General features: G+C 37.9%; 15 protein-coding genes. 7 read left to right on the top strand and 8 right to left on the bottom strand.

Annotation, left to right across the window (positions count from 1 at the left end):
* Nucleotides 1-121: 121 nt before the first annotated feature.
* The 3 genes from fumC (at nt 122) to NAG76_02865 (ending at nt 4,233) form a co-directional block, all read left to right on the top strand.
* Entirely contained in the window at nt 122-1,507 is a 1,386-nt protein-coding gene (fumC, locus tag NAG76_02875; GenBank protein URN96747.1) for a class II fumarate hydratase, read from the top strand.
* Nucleotides 1,508-1,684: 177 nt separating this feature from the next.
* Complete coding sequence (locus NAG76_02870) at nt 1,685-3,610, top strand: ABC-F family ATP-binding cassette domain-containing protein (GenBank protein ID URN95220.1); 1,926 nt, start codon at nt 1,685-1,687, stop codon at nt 3,608-3,610.
* Nucleotides 3,607-4,233 (top strand): fumarylacetoacetate hydrolase family protein, encoded by a 627-nt coding sequence (locus tag NAG76_02865; GenBank protein ID URN95219.1) that lies wholly within the window; start codon nt 3,607-3,609, stop codon nt 4,231-4,233. The genes NAG76_02870 and NAG76_02865 overlap by 4 nt, the downstream gene beginning before the upstream one ends.
* Nucleotides 4,234-4,370: 137 nt before the next feature.
* Here NAG76_02865 and NAG76_02860 read toward each other — a convergent pair whose 3' ends face one another.
* From NAG76_02860 to NAG76_02850, 3 genes are all read right to left on the bottom strand, one after another.
* Nucleotides 4,371-4,805 carry a DNA starvation/stationary phase protection protein gene (locus tag NAG76_02860; GenBank protein URN95218.1) on the bottom strand — a complete coding sequence of 145 codons (435 nt, stop codon included), beginning with the start codon at nt 4,803-4,805 and terminating at the stop codon, nt 4,371-4,373.
* Between the two features lie 509 nt (nt 4,806-5,314).
* Nucleotides 5,315-7,249 carry a glycoside hydrolase family 15 protein gene (locus tag NAG76_02855; protein URN95217.1) on the bottom strand — a complete coding sequence of 645 codons (1,935 nt, stop codon included), beginning with the start codon at nt 7,247-7,249 and terminating at the stop codon, nt 5,315-5,317.
* Between the two features lie 5 nt (nt 7,250-7,254).
* Nucleotides 7,255-8,283, bottom strand: coding sequence for a LacI family transcriptional regulator (locus NAG76_02850; protein URN95216.1), 1,029 nt, complete (start codon nt 8,281-8,283; stop codon nt 7,255-7,257).
* 462 nt (nt 8,284-8,745) lie between these two features.
* Between NAG76_02850 and NAG76_02845 the strand changes: the two genes are divergently transcribed.
* The 4 genes from NAG76_02845 to NAG76_02830 all read left to right on the top strand — a co-directional run bounded on the left by NAG76_02845 (nt 8,746) and on the right by NAG76_02830 (nt 13,983).
* Nucleotides 8,746-10,065, top strand: coding sequence for a maltose ABC transporter substrate-binding protein (locus NAG76_02845; GenBank protein URN95215.1), 1,320 nt, complete (start codon nt 8,746-8,748; stop codon nt 10,063-10,065).
* Nucleotides 10,066-10,134: 69 nt separating this feature from the next.
* The gene (locus NAG76_02840; protein ID URN95214.1) at nt 10,135-11,448 is read left to right on the top strand and encodes a sugar ABC transporter permease; all 1,314 of its coding nucleotides are present in this window, start codon (nt 10,135-10,137) and stop codon (nt 11,446-11,448) included.
* On the top strand, nt 11,448-12,290 hold the full coding sequence (locus NAG76_02835; GenBank protein ID URN95213.1) for a sugar ABC transporter permease: 843 nt from the start codon (nt 11,448-11,450) through the stop codon (nt 12,288-12,290). The genes NAG76_02840 and NAG76_02835 overlap by 1 nt, the downstream gene beginning before the upstream one ends.
* A gap of 7 nt (nt 12,291-12,297) precedes the next feature.
* Nucleotides 12,298-13,983 carry an alpha-amylase family glycosyl hydrolase gene (locus tag NAG76_02830; protein ID URN95212.1) on the top strand — a complete coding sequence of 562 codons (1,686 nt, stop codon included), beginning with the start codon at nt 12,298-12,300 and terminating at the stop codon, nt 13,981-13,983.
* 140 nt (nt 13,984-14,123) lie between these two features.
* Here the strand turns inward: NAG76_02830 and NAG76_02825 are convergent, their stop codons facing one another.
* From NAG76_02825 to NAG76_02805, 5 genes are all read right to left on the bottom strand, one after another.
* On the bottom strand, nt 14,124-15,422 hold the full coding sequence (locus NAG76_02825; protein URN95211.1) for an MFS transporter: 1,299 nt from the start codon (nt 15,420-15,422) through the stop codon (nt 14,124-14,126).
* 130 nt (nt 15,423-15,552) lie between these two features.
* Nucleotides 15,553-16,446: a LacI family transcriptional regulator gene (locus tag NAG76_02820; protein URN95210.1), complete on the bottom strand. Its 894-nt coding sequence runs from the start codon at nt 16,444-16,446 to the stop codon at nt 15,553-15,555.
* A gap of 83 nt (nt 16,447-16,529) precedes the next feature.
* Complete coding sequence (locus NAG76_02815) at nt 16,530-18,275, bottom strand: alpha-glycosidase (GenBank protein URN95209.1); 1,746 nt, start codon at nt 18,273-18,275, stop codon at nt 16,530-16,532.
* 186 nt (nt 18,276-18,461) lie between these two features.
* Nucleotides 18,462-19,019: an HPP family protein gene (locus NAG76_02810; protein URN95208.1), complete on the bottom strand. Its 558-nt coding sequence runs from the start codon at nt 19,017-19,019 to the stop codon at nt 18,462-18,464.
* A 202-nt stretch (nt 19,020-19,221) separates the two neighbouring features.
* Nucleotides 19,222-19,791 (bottom strand): CGNR zinc finger domain-containing protein, encoded by a 570-nt coding sequence (locus NAG76_02805; protein URN95207.1) that lies wholly within the window; start codon nt 19,789-19,791, stop codon nt 19,222-19,224.
* Nucleotides 19,792-19,804 lie beyond the last annotated feature (13 nt).

Here is a 19,804-nt window from a genome sequence, read left to right as displayed (position 1 = left end):
TATACGGAGAAGTATATATTAGGAAGCTAACGAAAAGTTGGCGATTATGCTTTCGAAGTACTTTTTATTATGAAGAAGTAACTCAAGAACCCAATAAAAAGTTTGAGGAGTTGTCATTGTGATGGAATACCGTATTGAGAAGGACACTATGGGTGAGATTCAAGTACCTGCTGATAAGTTATGGGGTGCTCAAACACAAAGAAGCTTGCAGAACTTCAAAATTAGTGGTGAAAAAATGCCACTTGAGGTTGTCTATGCAATGGCAATTGTGAAAAAAGCTTCTGCATTAGCGAATGAACGTTTAGGTGTAATAGATAAAGAAAAAGCTACTGTTATAGGTGAAGCGGTCGATGAGATTTTGGCAGGGAAATGGGACGAGCAATTCCCGCTTGTCGTATGGCAAACAGGTAGTGGTACGCAAACTAACATGAATGTGAATGAAGTTGTAGCTTATCGTGCGAATCAAATTCTTGCTGAGAGAGGTAGTGAGCTTCGTATTCATCCTAACGATGATGTTAACCGTTCTCAAAGTTCAAACGATACATTCCCTGCAGCTATGCATATCGCTGGCGTTATTGCCGTTGAAGATCGTCTATTGCCAGCTATCGATGTACTTAATGCAACGTTAGTCGAGAAGATGAAAAAATTCGATAATCTAGTGAAAATTGGTCGTACGCACTTACAAGATGCAACACCAATTACATTGGGTCAAGAAATTAGTGGTTGGTCAGCTATGCTTGAGAAATCTCGTGAGATGATCGAATATAGTGTAAATAGTATGCGTGAGCTAGCACTTGGTGGTACAGCAGTTGGAACAGGCTTAAATGCACATCCAGACTATGCAGTTACTGTTGCTGAAGAAGTAACGAAGCTAACTGGTAAAGCATTTATTACAGCAAGTAATAAGTTCCATTCGCTAACAAGCCATGATCAAATGGTCTTTACGCATGGTGCGATGAAAGCATTAGCTGCTGATCTAATGAAAATTGCCAACGATGTAAGATGGTTAGCTAGTGGTCCTCGTAGCGGTATTGGCGAGATTACTATTCCTGAAAATGAGCCTGGTAGCTCTATTATGCCAGGTAAAGTTAACCCAACGCAAAGCGAAGCTTTGACGATGGCTGTATGTCAAATTATTGGTAACGATACTGCTATTGGTATGGCAGCAAGCCAAGGAAACTTTGAACTTAACGTATTCAAACCAGTCATTTTCTATAACTTCCAGCAATCATTAGCATTGCTTGCGGATACGATGATTTCCTTCAATGATAACTGTGCAGTTGGTATTGAACCCAACGAAGCGGTAATTACGCGTAATCTTGAGCAATCATTGATGTTAGTTACTGCTCTTAACCCGTATATCGGATATGAAAATGCGGCGAAAATTGCAAAGAACGCGCATAAAAAAGGAATCACATTGAAAGAATCTGCGATTGAAAGTGGCTTGTTAACTTCTGAGCAGTTCGATGAATATGTTCGTCCTGAGAAAATGATCGGTAGAAAATAATATATTGAAGTGAATGAATCCTATTCGTGTCTTAAGATACGAATAGGATTTTTTGTATTTTTTGAACCCATCGGGCGCAATAAATGATACCGCTAGAAATGTACGAACCACTGACGCTATGCTATGATAGTGTTATAGGTTAGAGGCAGTGAAAATAACGACAAAGTAGGTACTATAATGCATTTACTATCAATTGAACATATATCGAAAAGCTATGGCGAGAAAGTACTATTCGAGGACGTTAATTTCGGCTTAGAAGCGGGAGACAAAATCGGGATCATTGGTGTTAACGGTACTGGAAAATCTACTTTTCTGAAAGTAATAGCTGGGATGGAACAAGCCGATTCAGGTAAAGTGAGTATTGCCAATCATGCAGTTATTCGTATGCTATTGCAAGATCCACATTTTGAACCAAATGAAACAGCACTTGAGCATGTGTTAGGTGGCGATTCACCCGAACTGCAAGCTCACAAACAGTATGTAAAGGCATTAGAAGCAGTTGAACTTAACCCTTCAAGTAGCGATGCACAAAATCAACTTGTAAAAGCAAATGCTCAGATGGATGAGTTAGGTGCTTGGCAGTTGGAAAGCGAAGCGAAGCAGGCGTTGAATAAGCTCGGTATTAACCAATTCGATATGTTAGTCGAGCATATGTCTGGTGGTCAGCGTAAACGTGTTGCGATGGCAGCAGCACTAGTGCTACCTTCGGATATTCTGATACTCGATGAGCCTACGAACCATATTGATAACGAGTCAGTGGCATGGCTTGAAGGTATGCTACAAAAACGTCGCGGCGCATTACTTATGATTACGCATGATCGTTATTTCTTAGATCGTGTAAGTAACCGTATTGTCGAGCTTGATCAAGGTAGAGCTTTCTTCTACCAAGCGAATTACAGTCGCTTTTTGGAACTTAAGTTAGAGCGTGAAGAGAGTGAAGCTGCTTCAGAAGCTAAACGCAAAAATTTACTTCGTAATGAACTTGCTTGGATGCGTCGTGGTGCAAAAGCAAGAACTACAAAGCAAAAAGCTAGAATAGATCGTTTTGAACAATTACAAGCTTCAACACCTAAAGAAGGCAATGGTAAAGTAGAACTATCCGTTGCATCAAGTCGACTAGGGCGTAAAATTATCGAAGTAGAAAATGTGAGTAAAAGCTTTGGTGATCGTCAACTTATTCAAGATTTCAGCTATATTGCAGTGCCAGGTGATCGAGTTGGTATCGTTGGTCGTAATGGAGCGGGGAAATCGACATTATTGAAAATGATCGGCGGTAGACTAGAGCCAGATACAGGTAATATCGATCTTGGAATGACCGTGAAACTCGGTTGGTTTTCACAGGAACGTGAAGAAATGAATGAGTCATTACGTGTTCAAGAATATATTCGTGAAGCTGCTGAGCAAGTGAAAACTGCTGACGGTAGTATGATCTCTTCTAGTCAAATGCTTGAGCGTTTCCTATTCAGTCCGACGATGCAATGGACTCCAATATCTAAGCTTTCAGGCGGAGAAAAACGTCGTTTACAATTATTACGTGTATTGATGGAAGCTCCGAACGTATTATTACTTGATGAGCCTACGAATGATCTTGATATTTCGACGTTAACGATACTTGAAGATTATTTGGATGATTTCCCAGGCGTTGTCTTTGTTGTCTCGCACGATCGTTACTTCTTAGATCGTACCGTAGATAAAATTATTGGCTTTGAAGATAATGGACAACAGGTTATTCATACGGGTAATTATTCCGATTATCAAGAGTATGTTCAACAACTCCAGAAGGTTAATACTACGAATGTAGCCATAAGTAAACAGAAAGTTGAAGAGCAAGTGGTTGAAAAACCTCGTCAACAAGAGCGCCAGTTGAAAATGTCATACAAAGATCAACGCGATTATGAGAATATAGAGGATTGGATAATGGAAGCTGAATCCGAGCTTGAGAATATTGCTAAAGAAATGGAAGTTAATGCAAGTTCAGCAGGAATGCTGATTGAACTTTCAGAAAAACAACAACTAGCAGAACAAAAGCTCGAGCAGTTAATGGATCGTTGGGCTGAATTAAATGAGCTAGCTGACAAAATCGAAGCGCAGAAGAAGGGATGAGCCTAGTGGATACTCGTAACATCTATTGTGTTGGTCGTAATTATCGTTTACATGCATTAGAGTTAGGAAATGACGTACCCACATCTCCTATGATTTTTACTAAGCCAACTCATTCGCGCGTTGCGATGAATGGCGGAGATATCGTTATTCCGAAGGAAAAAGGCGAAGTTCATTTTGAATTAGAGATCGTGTTGCGTATTAGTAATCAATATACATCAGGTATGAAAGCCGAAGAGGCAATAGATGCTTTTACACTCGGGCTAGACTTAACATTGCGTGATGTTCAAAGTAGGCTGAAAGCGAAAGGTTACCCTTGGCTTCCTGCTAAAGGATTCAAGCAATCTGCAACGTTAGGAGATTGGTTACCATTCGTTAGCCTAGAGCAGATCAATTGTAGCGAATTTACGTTGATACGCAATGGTGAAATTGCTCAACTCGGTCATCCAAGTGATATGATTTTCTCAATCGAACAACTGATAGCATTTATTGATGCTGAATATGGATTAGGATCTGGTGATCTAATCTATACAGGTACTCCAGCAGGTGTAGCTAAGCTTGATGAAGGTGATCAACTAGAAGTACGCTGGAATGGCGACTTGATTGGATCATGCATCATCAGATAAATGAATATAAGATTGCAAAACGCCCCTAGTTACCGCGCGGATTCGCGCTAGTAATTAGGGGCGTAATTATTTCTTATGATTATTTCGTCTATGCTAACATATTGGCTGACAAATAAGCACAATATTAAGCTATACTATTAGCCGTTAAATGCAGATAGCATCCACACATGTTTCTCAAGTGAAGTATGAATAGCAAGTAACATATCTGCGCTAGTTTCATCGCCTGCTTCTTGAGCTATAGCCATAGCTTCTTTCAACTCTTGAATAATAGTCGTAAAGTCTTGAATTACTTCATCAACCATTTCTGTAGCTGTTTCATGGCCTTTAGCCTCTTTAATACTAGAGTACTCAAGATAGTCTACCATCTTTGCGAGTGGCTGACCTTTAACAGCTAACAAACGTTCAGCAATTTCATCTAGATGAAGTGTTGCTTCTTCATATAGTTCTTGGAACTTGGCATGTAATGTGAAAAACTGAGTTCCTTTTACATACCAGTGATAGTTGTGTAACTTAACATATAATACGCTCCAGTTAGCAATTTGACGGTTTAATTGTGATTGAATAGTGTTCATAATAATTCCTCCTAAAACTTTTCATAGTCTTCTCGATAAGCTACTCGTAAATGAAAAGTAGCACCGGAAGCATAAACTAATTTTTCTGAGAATCGTAGTATAACTTCCTCGTACAGAAAAATACTTCGGAAGCATCGACGTTTCTAGTCTCTTAGCATTGTAAACGAATAGTAACAATTCCATACTGAGTTTAAGTGATATAAACTTAGATCAATTCCTTGTTTATAATTATTACAAATTAATTCGTAAAAGTCAACCTTTCACCGTAAAACATCCCATTCATACGTACCGATAAACAAGTCCTGATTGGTAGTCTTGCACTTTAACAATAATATGGAATATCGTTACTGTCATTGTTAAAAGTCACACTTAGTAATTTTCTCTGTAAAACCACTTTATATACATAACCAAAAATTTTAGATTTGAAACAATACTATGGGGTAAAAATAAAAAGAGCAGATAACAAGTCGTATAAACAACTTGTTATCTGCTTTTTATTACGATTGAATTTACTTGCTTTCAGCAAGCATAAATACTGCAAGTATGAACATAGCATGTGACCATGTAAGAGGTACTACCCATGCTGTTTCGCCTGTGTTTTTATCAACTTGCTCTGGTAGAAGACCAGTTTCCGTACGATGATCAAGTGTCCATTGCATAAGTTGACGTGCAGAGGATACTTCGCCATTCGCGAAACGGTAGTGAGCTAACCAAAGAGTTGTTAAGATCCATGGGTTGCCACCAATGTAGTTATCATCTTCGTAACGCTTAATTCCGCCAACACCTTCAACCGTTAGAAGTTTTTCAATCGCATCAGCAGTTGAGCGCATACGATTGGATTCTGCAGCTACAGCATTGAACGGAACACTAATGCCTAACAAACTAATATCTACAATCGGATCGTATTTCATCACATGTTTTTGATAGCCTTTGTCAAGGTCAACAACATAACCTTCTGAACCATTAGCTGTATCTGTATTAAACTTATGAGCAGATACTTTCAGATCAATACCACGGTAGAAACTACGAAGTTCATTGTTAAAGCAGTAAGTTTCGATTCCTGCTTGAATGCCTGTAGCTATTGTATTCCACTGATCTCTTAGAGCAGTCTCACCAGCAAGCTCTGCAAAACCAGCAGCAGCAGTTAGACCACCATATACCGCAGCAGAGGAGTACGTATGAGAAGCTTCACGTTCTTCCCAAAGATCAATACTTGGTTTTGGAAGTCCAGTAGCCGGATCGATAAATGATTCTAGGAATTGAGCACCTTTGGATACTGCTGGCCATACACGAGCAGCAAAATCACGATCTTCATTAACTAAATAATGTTGCCACATTCCCCAAATGATTGATGCACCTTCATCGATTTGTAATCCCCAAGATGGAGCTAATTGACCATCATGATAGTGACGTTGTTGCCATGAACCATCGGGTGATTGCGCTGATAGTGTCCAGTCATAGAAAGCGTTAGTAAGATCTTTTAAGCCTACTTTATCAAGCGCTGTAGTGATGAAAGCTGCATCACGACCCCAGCAATAAGAGTATCCACCACAACGGCTATAAGTTTCGTCGAATTCAGGCGCAGCAATGATTGTACCTGTTTTTTCGTCTGACATTAGTTTGAACATTAGAATTGAACGCTCATACAAATCTTTAATTTCTTCGTCTTCTACTGGGCAAGGAACAGCATTATTTAAATATTGATTCCAATAGGCATTTGTTTCATCAGCCCATTGCGCACTAGTTTTTTTACGAGCTTGTTCTAATAGCTCAATAACTTGTTGCTCATTATTACCCGCAGCGACATAGATTGGTACGATAACTGTTTCACCAGCTTCTACAGTTAATTCATAAGATAAAGCACCGTCAGGACGCATATCTATATTTCCACCATTAAACTGCCCAGATTGAGCATCTTCCCATGATATACCTGCTTGGTATTTTGTGCATACGATTGCACTCGAAACTCCAAAGAAATACTGATGACGGAAATGGATTAACGAATCAGCCAAATTATTAAACATCGTTGTATTATATAATCCATTCTCACTAATGACGAAAGAAGAATGAACGACGAAAGAGAATTGTTTAGATTCATTGCTTGAGTTAACAAATGCGTATTCACGAACTAATAAATCTGTACTAGGAACAGCGAAATGACGGCTGTTTACAGTAAGGGCTTGTGATTCATTAGAGGCATTAATATGCAACACATTACTACGATTAGCATAGTTAATGTCATGATTCCAACCATTACCTTCTTCATCAAACCAATTAACATTTGAGCCATCCACTTGAATACCAACACGCATAGCATCGACATGTTGAGGCGTATCAATATTGGGCCACCATAGACGATACATTTTACCAGTGCGTCCAAGTGTAGCGAGCATACGTGAATTACCAATTACAGCATCAACTAAATACGGTTTTTTATTATTCATCTTTATTAACCCCTCTTATGAAAGTCTTTGATTGAAGATTCTCTTACTACTAAGCGATGCGGAATAATATTGCGTGCTCCAGTATTAAGATTTTCTTGTATACGGCGAACCAACAAATGTGAAGATGTATATCCAAGCTGGTAAGTGCCGATGTCAACAGAGCTAATGGCAGGTGATGCCAGCTCTGAAACTGCAATATTGTTAAAGCTTACAAGGCTAATTTCATTGGGAACGTTGTAGCCTAATTCATTTAGACCGCGCAATACACCTAGTGCAGTTACATCATCTATAACGACTAGTGCAGTAGGGCGATCAGCAATATCCATTACGAATGACATCGCACGGAATCCACTTTGTTGGAGAAACTCTGCATCAACGATCCATTCTGGTTTTACTGGTAAACCTGCTTCTTCCATTGCTTTATGGTAGCCAGCTAGTCGATCTACAGATACGGTAAGATTAGGTACTCCAAGGATAAATCCTATTTTTGTGTGACCTTGATTGATTAGATGAGTTGTTGCATCAAATGAAGCTAATACATTATCTGTATCAACAGTAATAATGTTATCATGTCCATCAGTCCGACCAATTAATACAGTAGGAAAGTCATGTTTAGATAATATAGAAACGAGTGGGTCATTTTGTCTGGATGATAGCAAAATAACACCATCTACACGCCCGCCTAGAACAAGTCTTGCAATCGTATCGTTCTCATCTGCAGGGGAAGTAGCGGCAGCCAGTAACATATCATAACCAGCTCTAGTCGAATGTGCTAATATTCCTCTTAGTAACTCACCAAAGAAGAAATCTTGAAATAATTCTTCAGCTGGTCGAGGCAATACAATGGCTAATGTCCGGGTTGTTTTTGAAACTAGGCTTTTCGCCATAACATTTGGATGATAACCCATCTCTTCCATTATTCTTTTCACTTTAGCTGTCGTTGCTTTACTAATTCTAGAATGATTGGAAATGACGCGTGAAACAGTAGAAGGTGAAACTCCTGCTACTTTTGCGATATCTTTTATTGTGACCATGATCCAGATCCTTCCTAAATAAGCGCTATCATATTACTTAACTATAGCTGTAAGTGCAAACTAATGCAATCATTAGATGGCTTTTAATCACTGTACATTGTTTGAAAAATTTACACAACTAATGAAATAGTAAGAATTATAGAGTAAATGGTAGTAATATCGAGATAACAAGGAAAAAACAGGCAAAAATAATCTGTGCAATCGTTTTAACAAATTATTATTGTATAGTATATTGAATTTACATTATAAAACGCTTACAACAAGACTAAGCGAGTGTACAATCGATATTTGTGAGGAGACTTTCTGTTTTTTCACATTTTTTTCTAAAGGTTGTACAACCGTTTGCACAAATTAGGTTTTTATAAAAGTTAATGACTTTTATAGCTTAATATTAAGGTGCAGTGTCTGGGGTAGGCGTTTTATTTGTCATTATGCTCAAAAAATGGAAGGGGATCTAGAAAAATGAAGAAATCTCTTGCGCTTTGCCTACTTAGCTTAATGTTACTACTGACTGCTTGTGGTGGTAACAACGGAGGTAATACTCCAAAAAATGCTCCAACAAACACACCTGCTACAACTAACAATGCACCTGCTGAAGAGCCAGCAACTAATGCTGGTGTGGAAGCTCCAGCATTGACTCCTGAAGAAGGTGCTGAACTAGTTGTTTGGGATTCTAAAAACCAAAGAGCTGTACTAGAAGAGTTAGTAGCTGAATTTACTGCTCAATACAATGTTCCTGTAAAAATTGAAGAGGTTGAATCCCCAGACCAAGTTGGTAAGCTTACGATTGATGGACCAAATAAAAATGGTGCTGACGTAGTTACTTTCCCACATGATAGTCTTGGCGCTGCTGTTTCTGCCGGCCTAATCCTTCCTAATGATGTATTCGCTGATGATACGAAAAACAATAATGCTGAATCTGCAGTTAATGCAGTAACATACGCTGGTGAGCTATATGGTTACCCACGTTCTGTTGAAACTTATGGATTGTTCTACAACAAAGATCTTGTAACTGAAGCTCCAAAAACTTTTGATGATATCGTAAAATTTGCAGAAGGTTTCAATGACACTGCTGCTGGAAAATATGCGTTGATGTGGGAAGTGCAAAACTTCTACTTTAACTACCCGTTCATAGCTACTAACGGTGGTTATATCTTCGGTAGTAATGGTGAAGATGCTGCTGATATCGGTTTGAACAACGAAGGCGCTGTGAAAAGTCTTGAAACATTCAAATCTTTAAAATCTATTCTTCCAATTGCTGCTGGTGATATTACAGCTGACATCATTGAAAGTAAATTTGCTTCTGGCGACATTGCGATGACCATTACTGGTCCTTGGAAAGTTGGAGATTTCCGTAAGCTTGGTATTAACTTCGGAGTAGTTCCAATCCCTACATTGAATGGTGAAGCAGCAATTTCACTTTCTGGTGTTAAAGCTTGGTATGTTAACTCTTATTCTGAATATCCAATCGCTGCTCGCCTACTTGCTAACTTCCTTGGTTCTAAAGAAAGCCAATTGAAAGACTTTGCAGCTACTGGTGCTATTCCAGCTAATAAAGAAGCTATGGAAGATCCAACATTCGTTGCAGATGAAATCTCTAGTGGTATCGCTGCTCAATTCATTAACTCTAATGCAATGCCATCTATCCCTGAAATGGGTAAAGTGTGGGATCCAAGTGCAGCTGCTCTAGCTGATATTTGGAACACAGATATTACTCCAAAAGATGCAATAGATAATGCAGTTAAACAAATCACGGATGCTATTAATGGCGCAACAAACTAGATAACTAGAACTATGTTGCCCGCCTATTCTTTTTGGGCGGGCAACAATAATAGAAGGGAGCCATGTGGTATGAAAGGTCAAAAAGTGACCGCAACCATTTTATCTGTTCTTTTCATGGGGCTTGGACAGTTATTCAATAAGCAGTTTATGAAGGGAATTATTTTGCTCGTTATAGAAGCGGCCTCGCTTATTTATTTCATACCGAATTTGGTGAAGGATTTATCGGGATTAATTACTTTAGGTGAACAAGGTACTCACTTTGAGAAAGTTAATGGGATGACCGTTACAGTTGCAGGGGATCACTCAATTTATCTTATGATTGATGGATTAATTACTCTATTTTTGATTTTTATTGTATTAGTCATTTATATAATAAATATTCGTGATGCTTATCGCACCGCAGCAATGATTGAATCTGGGCAAAAAATTTTCACATTCAAAAAAACGATTAAAAATATGAATGGAAAAAGTTTCCCTTACATATTACTTTTTATCCCGATGCTTGGGGTTTTGTTCTTAACAATTTTGCCAATTATATTTATGGTTATGATTGCATTTACAAATTACTCGATGCCGAATCATATTCCACCAAAAAGTTTGGTAGATTGGGTTGGTTTCCAAACTTTCTTAGACTTATTATCATTATCTAGCTGGTCTAAAACATTTTTTGGTGTATTAACTTGGACAGTTATTTGGGCTATTCTCGCTACAGTTACTTGTTACTTTGGAGGATTGTTAGTAGCATTGCTAATTGAACAAAAAGGTATTCGATTCAAAAAGCTATGGAGAACGATTTTCATTCTGCCATATGCAATTCCACAATTGATTTCATTGTTAATTATGCGTAATTTATTCAATGGTCAATTTGGTCCGATTAATGAATATCTAGCAATGTTTGGACTTGGAAAATTACCATGGTTAACGGATCCAACACTTGCAAAAGCAACAGCTATTTTTGTTAATATGTGGGTAGGTATTCCCGTTTCAATGGTTCTCATATTAGGTGTTCTTACTGCGATACCAAAAGATATGTATGAGGCTGCTGAAGTAGACGGTGCTAACGCTTATCAAAAGTTTAAAATTGTGACGTTACCATTCGTTCTATTTGCTACAGCACCAATTCTTATTACACAATTCGCAGGTAACATTAATAACTTTAACTTAATCTTCTTATTAACTGCTGGTGAGCCGAAAAACGGCAGTTATCAATTTGCGGGAAGTACAGATTTACTCGTAACATGGCTGTACAAATTAACATTAAATCAAAGCCAATATAATATGGCTTCTGCAATTGGTATTATCATCTTCATCATTATCGCAACATTATCTATCGTGAACTACAGACGTACGAAATCGTTTAAAGAGGAGGATATGATTCAATAATGGGACAAAAACAAAAGAATATCCTAAGACTGTTTTTTAGCTATCTTATCCTCATTATTATTGCAATCTGTTGTATCTATCCGGCACTTTGGGTAGTCTTTTCCTCATTCCGACCTGGTAGTTCATTGTTCAGCGTAGATTTTATTCCTAAAGTGTGGACATTAGATCACTATCGATCATTGTTTAGTGATTCAACATTTACTTATGCCGTATGGTATTGGAATACACTGAAAATTGCTACAATAACGATGATCTTCTCTACATTACTTTCAACGATCAGTATGTATGCATTGTCTAGATTCCGGTTCAAAGGTCGTCAAAATCTGTTATCAATGATTCTTGTGTTAGGTATGTTTCCTGGATTCATGAGTTTAATTCCGTTATATATCCTTCTAATGCAATTTGAACTATTGAATACGCACCTGGCTTTAATTATCGTGTACTCATTTGGTTCAGTATTAATGAATGGATTCGTTATTAAAGGATTCTTCGATACCGTTCCAAGAAGTCTAGATGAATCGGCTCGTATTGACGGAGCAACACATTTGCAAGTATTTACGAACATTATGATTCCTCTAGGTAAGCCAATCTTAATTTACGTAGCTTTAACGACATTTACAGGAGCATGGGTAGACTTTATCTTTGCGCGATTAGTATTAACTTCACGCGATAAATGGACATTAGCAGTAGGTATGTATGATTTAGTAAACTCTTATCAAAATTCAAATTTCACGATGTTTGCTGCAGGTGCTGTATTAATCGCAGTTCCAATAACATTACTTTTCATATTCTTACAAAAGTTCTTGGTTCAAGGATTAACTGCGGGCGCATCAAAAGGATAATGGTGTGATGAATATTAAGTATCTATTAAAAGGACAGAGAGTAATTGCTGTCCTTCTCTTTTTATTAATAGCAGTTTTACTTTCTGCCTGTACTAACAGCGATAAAGTGAACTCTACTAACAATAATATAGAGCTAGTTAGTCCTACAACTGAGGTTGATGAAACCGATGAAGCTAATCCGCTAGTTACCTCTTATGAGGTAGATGAGCAAGATGGTACTGTATTTTATGAGATTTTTGTAAGAGCATTTTATGACAGCAATGGTGATGGTATCGGAGATTTGAACGGTGTTACAGCTAAGCTAGATTACTTACAGGATCTTGGTATCGGTGGTATATGGCTTATGCCGATTTTACAAAACAATACGTATCATGGTTATGATACAACGGATTACTACCATATATTACCTGAGTATGGTACTGAAGAGGATTTGAAAAATTTAATTAAAGAAGCTCATGCTCGAAATATTAAAGTTGTTATGGATCTCGTAGTTAACCATTCTAGTTCTGACAATCCATGGTTCCAAGAAGCACTACATAATAAGGATAGCAAGTATCGAAATTGGTATCAATTCGCTAAGGTGGATGAGAAAGTTCGTTCAGACAGTGCAGCTGGTTCAGTAGCATGGCACACTACGCCTGACGGAACTGAAAAGTACTTGGGGATTTTCGTAGATAATATGCCTGATCTTAATTTTGATGAACCTGAGGTTCGCGAGGAGTTCATTAAGATAGGTCAATATTGGCTTGAGGTTGGACTTGATGGTTATCGCCTAGATGCAGCTAAGCATATTTTCGGAGATTATAAATCCACATTATACGAGCAAGAAACAATCGAAAAAAATGTCAAGTGGTGGCAAGAGTTCCGTGCAGGTATGGTGGCAGTTAATCCTAATGTATATCTAATCGGAGAAGTTTGGGATTCTTCAACATTAGTAGCTCCATTTTTTAATAATGCACTTGATTCTGCATTCAACTTCGATATTGCAGAGCGTATTGTTGGGGCAGCAAAGGATGAGCGAGACAGTGATCTTGCGTATTCGCTCGTTAAAGCTTATAAATTGTTCAATAAATCCTCGAATGGTCAATTTCTAGATGCACCATTCTTAACGAATCATGATCAGACCCGCGTTATGTCGGCTGTTCATGGAAAAGTTGAACGTGCTAAAGTTGCAGCAAGCATATTACTAACTTTACCTGGTACACCGTATTTGTATTATGGTGAGGAGATCGGTATGCAAGGTATTAAACCTGATGAGGATATACGCGAACCGATGATCTGGTATAAGGATAAAGCAGGGGGAGTTGGACAATCAACTTGGAAAGTTGCTAAGTATAATACAGGTGATGCACATGTATCGGTAGAACAGCAATTAGCTGATAAGACATCCATTCTGAATCACTATAAGCAACTCATAAGCTGGCGTAAAGAACTGCCTGCCTTACAAAACGGTGATATATTCGAATTCACGTTAACTACTCGTAACTTCAGTTTAACGCAATATGTACGTGCTACTGCAGATGAAAGAGTTCTCGTTATTCATAACTTGAGTGATGCTGTGCAGTTAGCAGAATTGGATCAATCGACTCAGTTTGGTGAGTTTACAGAAATTATGAAAACAACAAACAATGAAGCACTTTTGCAAGGTGCGACCTTGACTATCCCTCCGTATAGCACTGTCATTATGAAGTAATTGTATTTACAAATTAACAATGCAGTCCGCTTGATCATTAAGCGAGCTGCATTGTTTTTGGTTGTTTCATTATAGTAGAAGCAAGATAAGGGAATGATGCAACGTTAGATTAAGTTGCAAGTGATACGGTTAATGAAAAACTAGTTAAAACTACGAAAGATTCGCATACGATAGCTAGCTACAGCAGTAATGATAATCATAAAAATACCGCTAATTAGTATGATTGGTGATGGACCATAATAGTCAGATAATGTTGAGAATAAAGCAAGACCGACTGGTGGAGCGACACTAGTTAAGGCGCCAAGTAAACCGAATACTCGACCTTGTATATCTGGTTCAATGGCTACTCTCAACATAATATATATAATCGTCGTGCTGAATGAGAAGAGAAACCCTACAAGTAATATGAACGGAAGTGCGACTAATGCATTTGTAACTTGAGAGATAATAATAAACAGCGGTCCCATGAGTATCATACTTCCGAGGATCCACCAGCCTCGTCGCTTAAGACGTTTATCTAATCTCATAATTATAATAGAACCAATTACGAATCCTAGAGGTATACATGCTTCTATTAATCCGAAGACGATCGATTCCGCCTTCCATACTTGAATTGCCATTACTTGAATAAGCATGAACGTAGACAGAAAAAAAAGCATGACTACTGGCAGTAGAAATATGGAAGCTCTAGCGAAAGGATCACGCCAAACATAGTGAATTCCTTCAATTAGATCCTCCTTGAATGAAGTTGTAGGTTTATCAGAGTTTTGAGGTTGCTGAAAGAGAAACTGTCCAGCTAGTAAAAGCGAGATTGCTGATAATAGAAATGTCACGGCATCAATGGCTATTGCAAATGCACCACCAAACAGGGCAACGGCGACGCCCCCAAGTGCAAATCCTGATATTCTAACGATATTATCAGATATACTAATTGCCCCTACAGCTTGCGTTAGTTGGTTTTTACCTACGATCTCTACTAGTGCGGCTTGAAAAGCAGGAGAGCGGAATGTACCAACGAAGGCGACTATACCAGTTAAAATCATAATGTAAATATAAGATGTATTCGGCAAATAAATGAGTAGTGCAATGAGGGATATGATGACAAATCGAATGATATCTGTTGCTAGCATTAGATTGCGTCGATTGACTCTATCTGCGATTGTCCCAGCAAAGGAGCCAAAGAGCATATTAATAACAAGATGAATAATAACAACCGCCGACATCAATCGAGCGCTTCCTGATGTTTGCAAAATCCATAAATTTAGAGCAATACTATGAAAAGTACTCCCAAGAACAGAGAGACTAGTGCTAGCGAAAACAAATAAGAAAGCACGATTTCGCCAAATAGATAAATTTTCAGTAGATTCAGTACTTTGAATGAGTACTTCAGTGTCAGGGCGGTTTACATCATTATGAGTGTTGTGAGCTATCTCAATCATCATTCATTCTCCTTCAAAAACAATTTAGCTATAAACTATTTATGTCATGAAGAGTGTTTATACATAATCACTTAATCGTTTAAGTGAAGAAATATGAACAGCGTGAATTATTATCTTGAACACCTTTATATTATCCAACGTTACCTGAGATTGGATCTGCCAATAGTTGGACCATTAAGTTCAGGGCAGTTTCTAACTTTTGGTCTCCTAGTGAAATATAATGTGCTTGAGCAGGGACAATTTCTGGACAACCTGCATTACATATCACGGTTAAAGTAGAAGCTTTTTTATACTTGGCTACGAGGATACTAATATATTCGTTTATAATTATGCCTTGCTTTCCTTCTTGCTTAAGAAGAAAACGTTGAAGTTCTGTTTCATTGGTCATAATGTGAATATCTTCTTCACATAGATTGGAGTATTGTTTGATGGAAGCTAATTGTTCAACATTGTTAAAGTTATCAATAACGAGATAATAATTAGTTTGATTTGAGGTATTTAGTATTTCCGAAAAAATTTGCTGGTAATTATCTACTACTTTAAAGAAGAGTGGGTCTTCAATTAGGCTGTCAATTACGATTAATGGTACACCAGTTGAGAACAACGTAGAAATATGATGGAATATATCTGATTTGACATCCACGAGAAACACACCATCTAACTTCCGCTCGGAAATAATATCGAGTTTCGGAGATGTGGCGTCTAGACTTGAAAGTACAACATGGTAACCTTGTTCTGTTAGTTGGCGTTCTAGATAGTCAATTAAGGCAGAGTATCGTAATTTTCTCCAATAGCCTTCTGGCGTAGAGCGATTAATGAGGATACCAATAAGTCCTGACTTTTGCATAACGAGTGAACGTGCTACCAGATTGGGGACATAATGTAGTTCTTTTGCCGCTTCTAATACCTTGCATCGAGTTTCATAGGGAATTGTTTGCGTGCTTACCTTGTTAAGGACATAACTTACAGTAGCAATGGAGACTTGTGCTAAGCGTGCAATATCTTTCAAAGTAGCTTTTTTCATTGTTTTCTCCTTGTGGTGAACTTAAGTAACAGCCTCCTAAAGTAGTATTCCACGAAAGAAGGCTGTTTACATTTGCAACTCAATTACTTAACAGATTTCATAATCCGATAACCAAAAGCAGGAAGCTCTAGATGAAGTTCATTCGCAATTGTAGTGATTGATTCGCTAGAATTCACATCAATCCATTGCCCGTATGTTGTATCCAACTGGCAAGTAGTTGCTGCTTCAGCATTATTCATAACGATGATAAAGTGATCATTTGCATCAAAACGTTCATACACAAGTAGTTGCTTGTTCACTTGTGGTACAAATCGTAGATCACCTGTACGAAGAGCTGGATATTGCTTGCGTAGTTTAATCGAACTTTGGAAGAATGCGAACAAATGTTGATCTTGTTGTTCTGGGTCCCACTCCATACATTTACGATTAAGTGGATCATGTTCGCCATCCATACCTATTTCATCACCATAATAAATACAAGGTGCACCGTAGAATGTTAGCTCGAATAGATAAGCTAGCTTCAGACGTTCTTTGTTACCTTCGCACAATGTGAGCAATCTTGTAGTATCATGACTTCCCATTAAATTAAAGGATGCTTCCGTTATTTGCTGCGGGTAACTAACTAATTGTGTTTGTATCGCATGAGCAAAACCATCGGCATCAATTGTTGCTTTAGCAAAGAAATTGAGTAATGCGTTGGTAAATGGATAATTCATTACTGCGTCGAATTGATCTCCTTGTAACCAAGGCATAGAATCATGCATAATTTCACCAAGTATATACGCTTCAGGATTAGCCGTTTTTACAACTGTACGGAATTCACGCCAAAATTGATGATCTACTTCATTTGCTACATCAAGTCGCCATCCATCAATCCCAATCTCATCAATCCAATATTTCGCGACACCTAGTAAGTACTCTTTCACTGACTCGTTTTCTGTGTTTAATTTCGGCATTATTGGTTCAAATGCAAAAGTTTCGTAAGTGGGAACACCGTCAACTACAGTAAGTGGCCACTCACGGACGTAGAACCAATCTTTATAAATAGATGCTTCGCCGTTCTCTAATAAGTCAATAAATGGTGGGAACGTTTTTCCGCAATGATTGAATACCGCATCTAGTAGTACTCGAATACCTCTATCATGGCAAGCATCAACGAGTTGTTTTAATGTTTCATTAGTACCGAAGTGAGGATCGACGTTGAAGTAATCTTCAGTATCGTATTTATGATTCGTCGTTGCTTCGAATAAAGGGTTGAAATAAATCGCATTAATACCAAGTTCGGACAAATAATCAAGATGGTTAATAACGCCTTGTAGATCACCACCGAAGAAGTTTGTTGGAGTAGGTGTTCCTCCCCATGGTTGCACATCTTCAGGATCATTTGAGGGATCACCGTTAGCAAAGCGTTCAGGGAATATCTGATAGAAAATAGATTCTTTCACCCATTCTGGTGGAGAATTAATATCAATACGGTTCAAGTAAGGGAAGTCGAATAATCCTTCATAGATGCGATCAGGTTGTTGATCTACAAAACCTTTTTCCAAAAGGTATATTTTCTCTAAATCATCATTCAATTCGAAATAATAAACAGCTCTTTTGAATTTAGGATGTATAGCTGCTTCCCAGTAATCGAATAGTTGATCAGTAGCGAACTTCTTCATAGGTGTAATAATTTTTGTCTGTTCCCAGCCATATTTGTCCCCAGAATGAAGGTTGACCTCAGTAAGATCATCCTTCTTAGCACGGATCCGGATATGCAATGTTTCATGATCATATGCGTAAGCCCAGTTGAGTTGACTTCTGTGATAAATAGCTTCTAAATTCATTTACAACATTCTCCTTTATCGGAAATTAGATACAAAAAAAGGACCCAACCTCGCACAGCACGAGGTTGAATCCATTGATTCATTGCCTTTTTGTTTGACATCATTGTATCAAGTGTTTAACGAATTTTCAATCATTATTTTACTGAATTACCAGATATTATTTTGATAAGAGATAATGAATAGTATCTAGTACCAAAATGTGGGATAAGCTCGATTATGCCGAAGGTTGTTAATGATCAGTGCGATTAACACGATAATAAGTGCTCCGATTAGAACAGGTGACCATAGAAAATCCCAGCCATAATTTCCAGTAATAATGATAATCGGATTGGCTCCTGCAGGCGGATGTGTAGTCTTGGTAAGCATCATAGTAGCTATAGCTAACCCGACAGCTAAACCGATGATCCATGGAGAATTACCGAACCAATGAAGCATACACATACCGATTAATGATGTGATAAAGTGTCCACCGATGATGTTACGTGGTTGAGAAAGAGGGGCATTCCAAGCTGAATATGCAAGGACACATGTAGCGCCAAATGAAGCCATAAGCCAAGTAGAACTCGTTATTGAAGTTAACAATAATAAGGAGATAATTGTAATAAATCCACCGATTAACGAGGTAAGAATATCTTTCGTATTTACTTTCAAAGGGCTCTGTCCTTGGCCTTTCATTTTACTTAAATAGTTAATAAAGGCAGGTGTAGGCGCTTGTGATTGAGCCTCTTCATAAATTTCTTTCATAAATTATTCCTCCGTTCTTTACTTATGTAATATATGATGAAACAAACTAACCTGTCAAATTATATTTTAAAGGTTAGTTTAGGGTTGTGATAACGAATAAAATAGATTTTCTATCGTTCTAATAAAAGATCTCACGGCAATATATTATACTAGTAAAACGTAATAGAAGCACGCACCAAAATAAGCCTACAAAGTAGTGTAATCACTTCTTAGTAGGCTTATTTTTTTGATGTTTGGCTACTTTTTGACGATTTCCGCATATTTGCATCGAACACCATTTTCTTCTGCCACTATCATCGATATAGAGGAGAATACAATCAGGATTTGAACAGTGAGTTAATTGTTGTAGCTTACCTTCGGCAAATAGAGTAAGGGCATCAAATGCGATATAGGAATATAACATTGCAATTGGCTCCCCAATCGGTAAAGCAACGAGTTGTCCTCTCCACACATAAGTAAAGGGTGCTTTAGCGATATAAGCTTCCATTAATCCAATAAATTGATCCGATACTAGTTGTCCTTCTGCGCTTTGTTCGTATTGCAGCCGTAACGTTGCCCTAATGTTACACAATCCATCAAACAAAACTTGTTCATCGAGAGCATTTATTATGGGGGCAATGTGATCCCATTGCGCCAGCTGTGATAACCATTCGTAAACATCATCGATAGTTGTGAACAGATCAATTCTCTTATTACGTCGTATTACTTCTGTATTTACAAGGTCAAGGGAAGGGTGACCCATTTGCAAAGGAAATTTCGTAGATATACCCATATAAGTTCTCCTA

This window comes from Candidatus Pristimantibacillus lignocellulolyticus (genome assembly GCA_023639215.1).
Lineage (GTDB): Bacteria > Bacillota > Bacilli > Paenibacillales > Paenibacillaceae > Pristimantibacillus > Pristimantibacillus lignocellulolyticus.
Note: the sequence above shows the minus strand (reverse complement) of the source record. Positions and strands in the feature narration are given on the sequence as shown.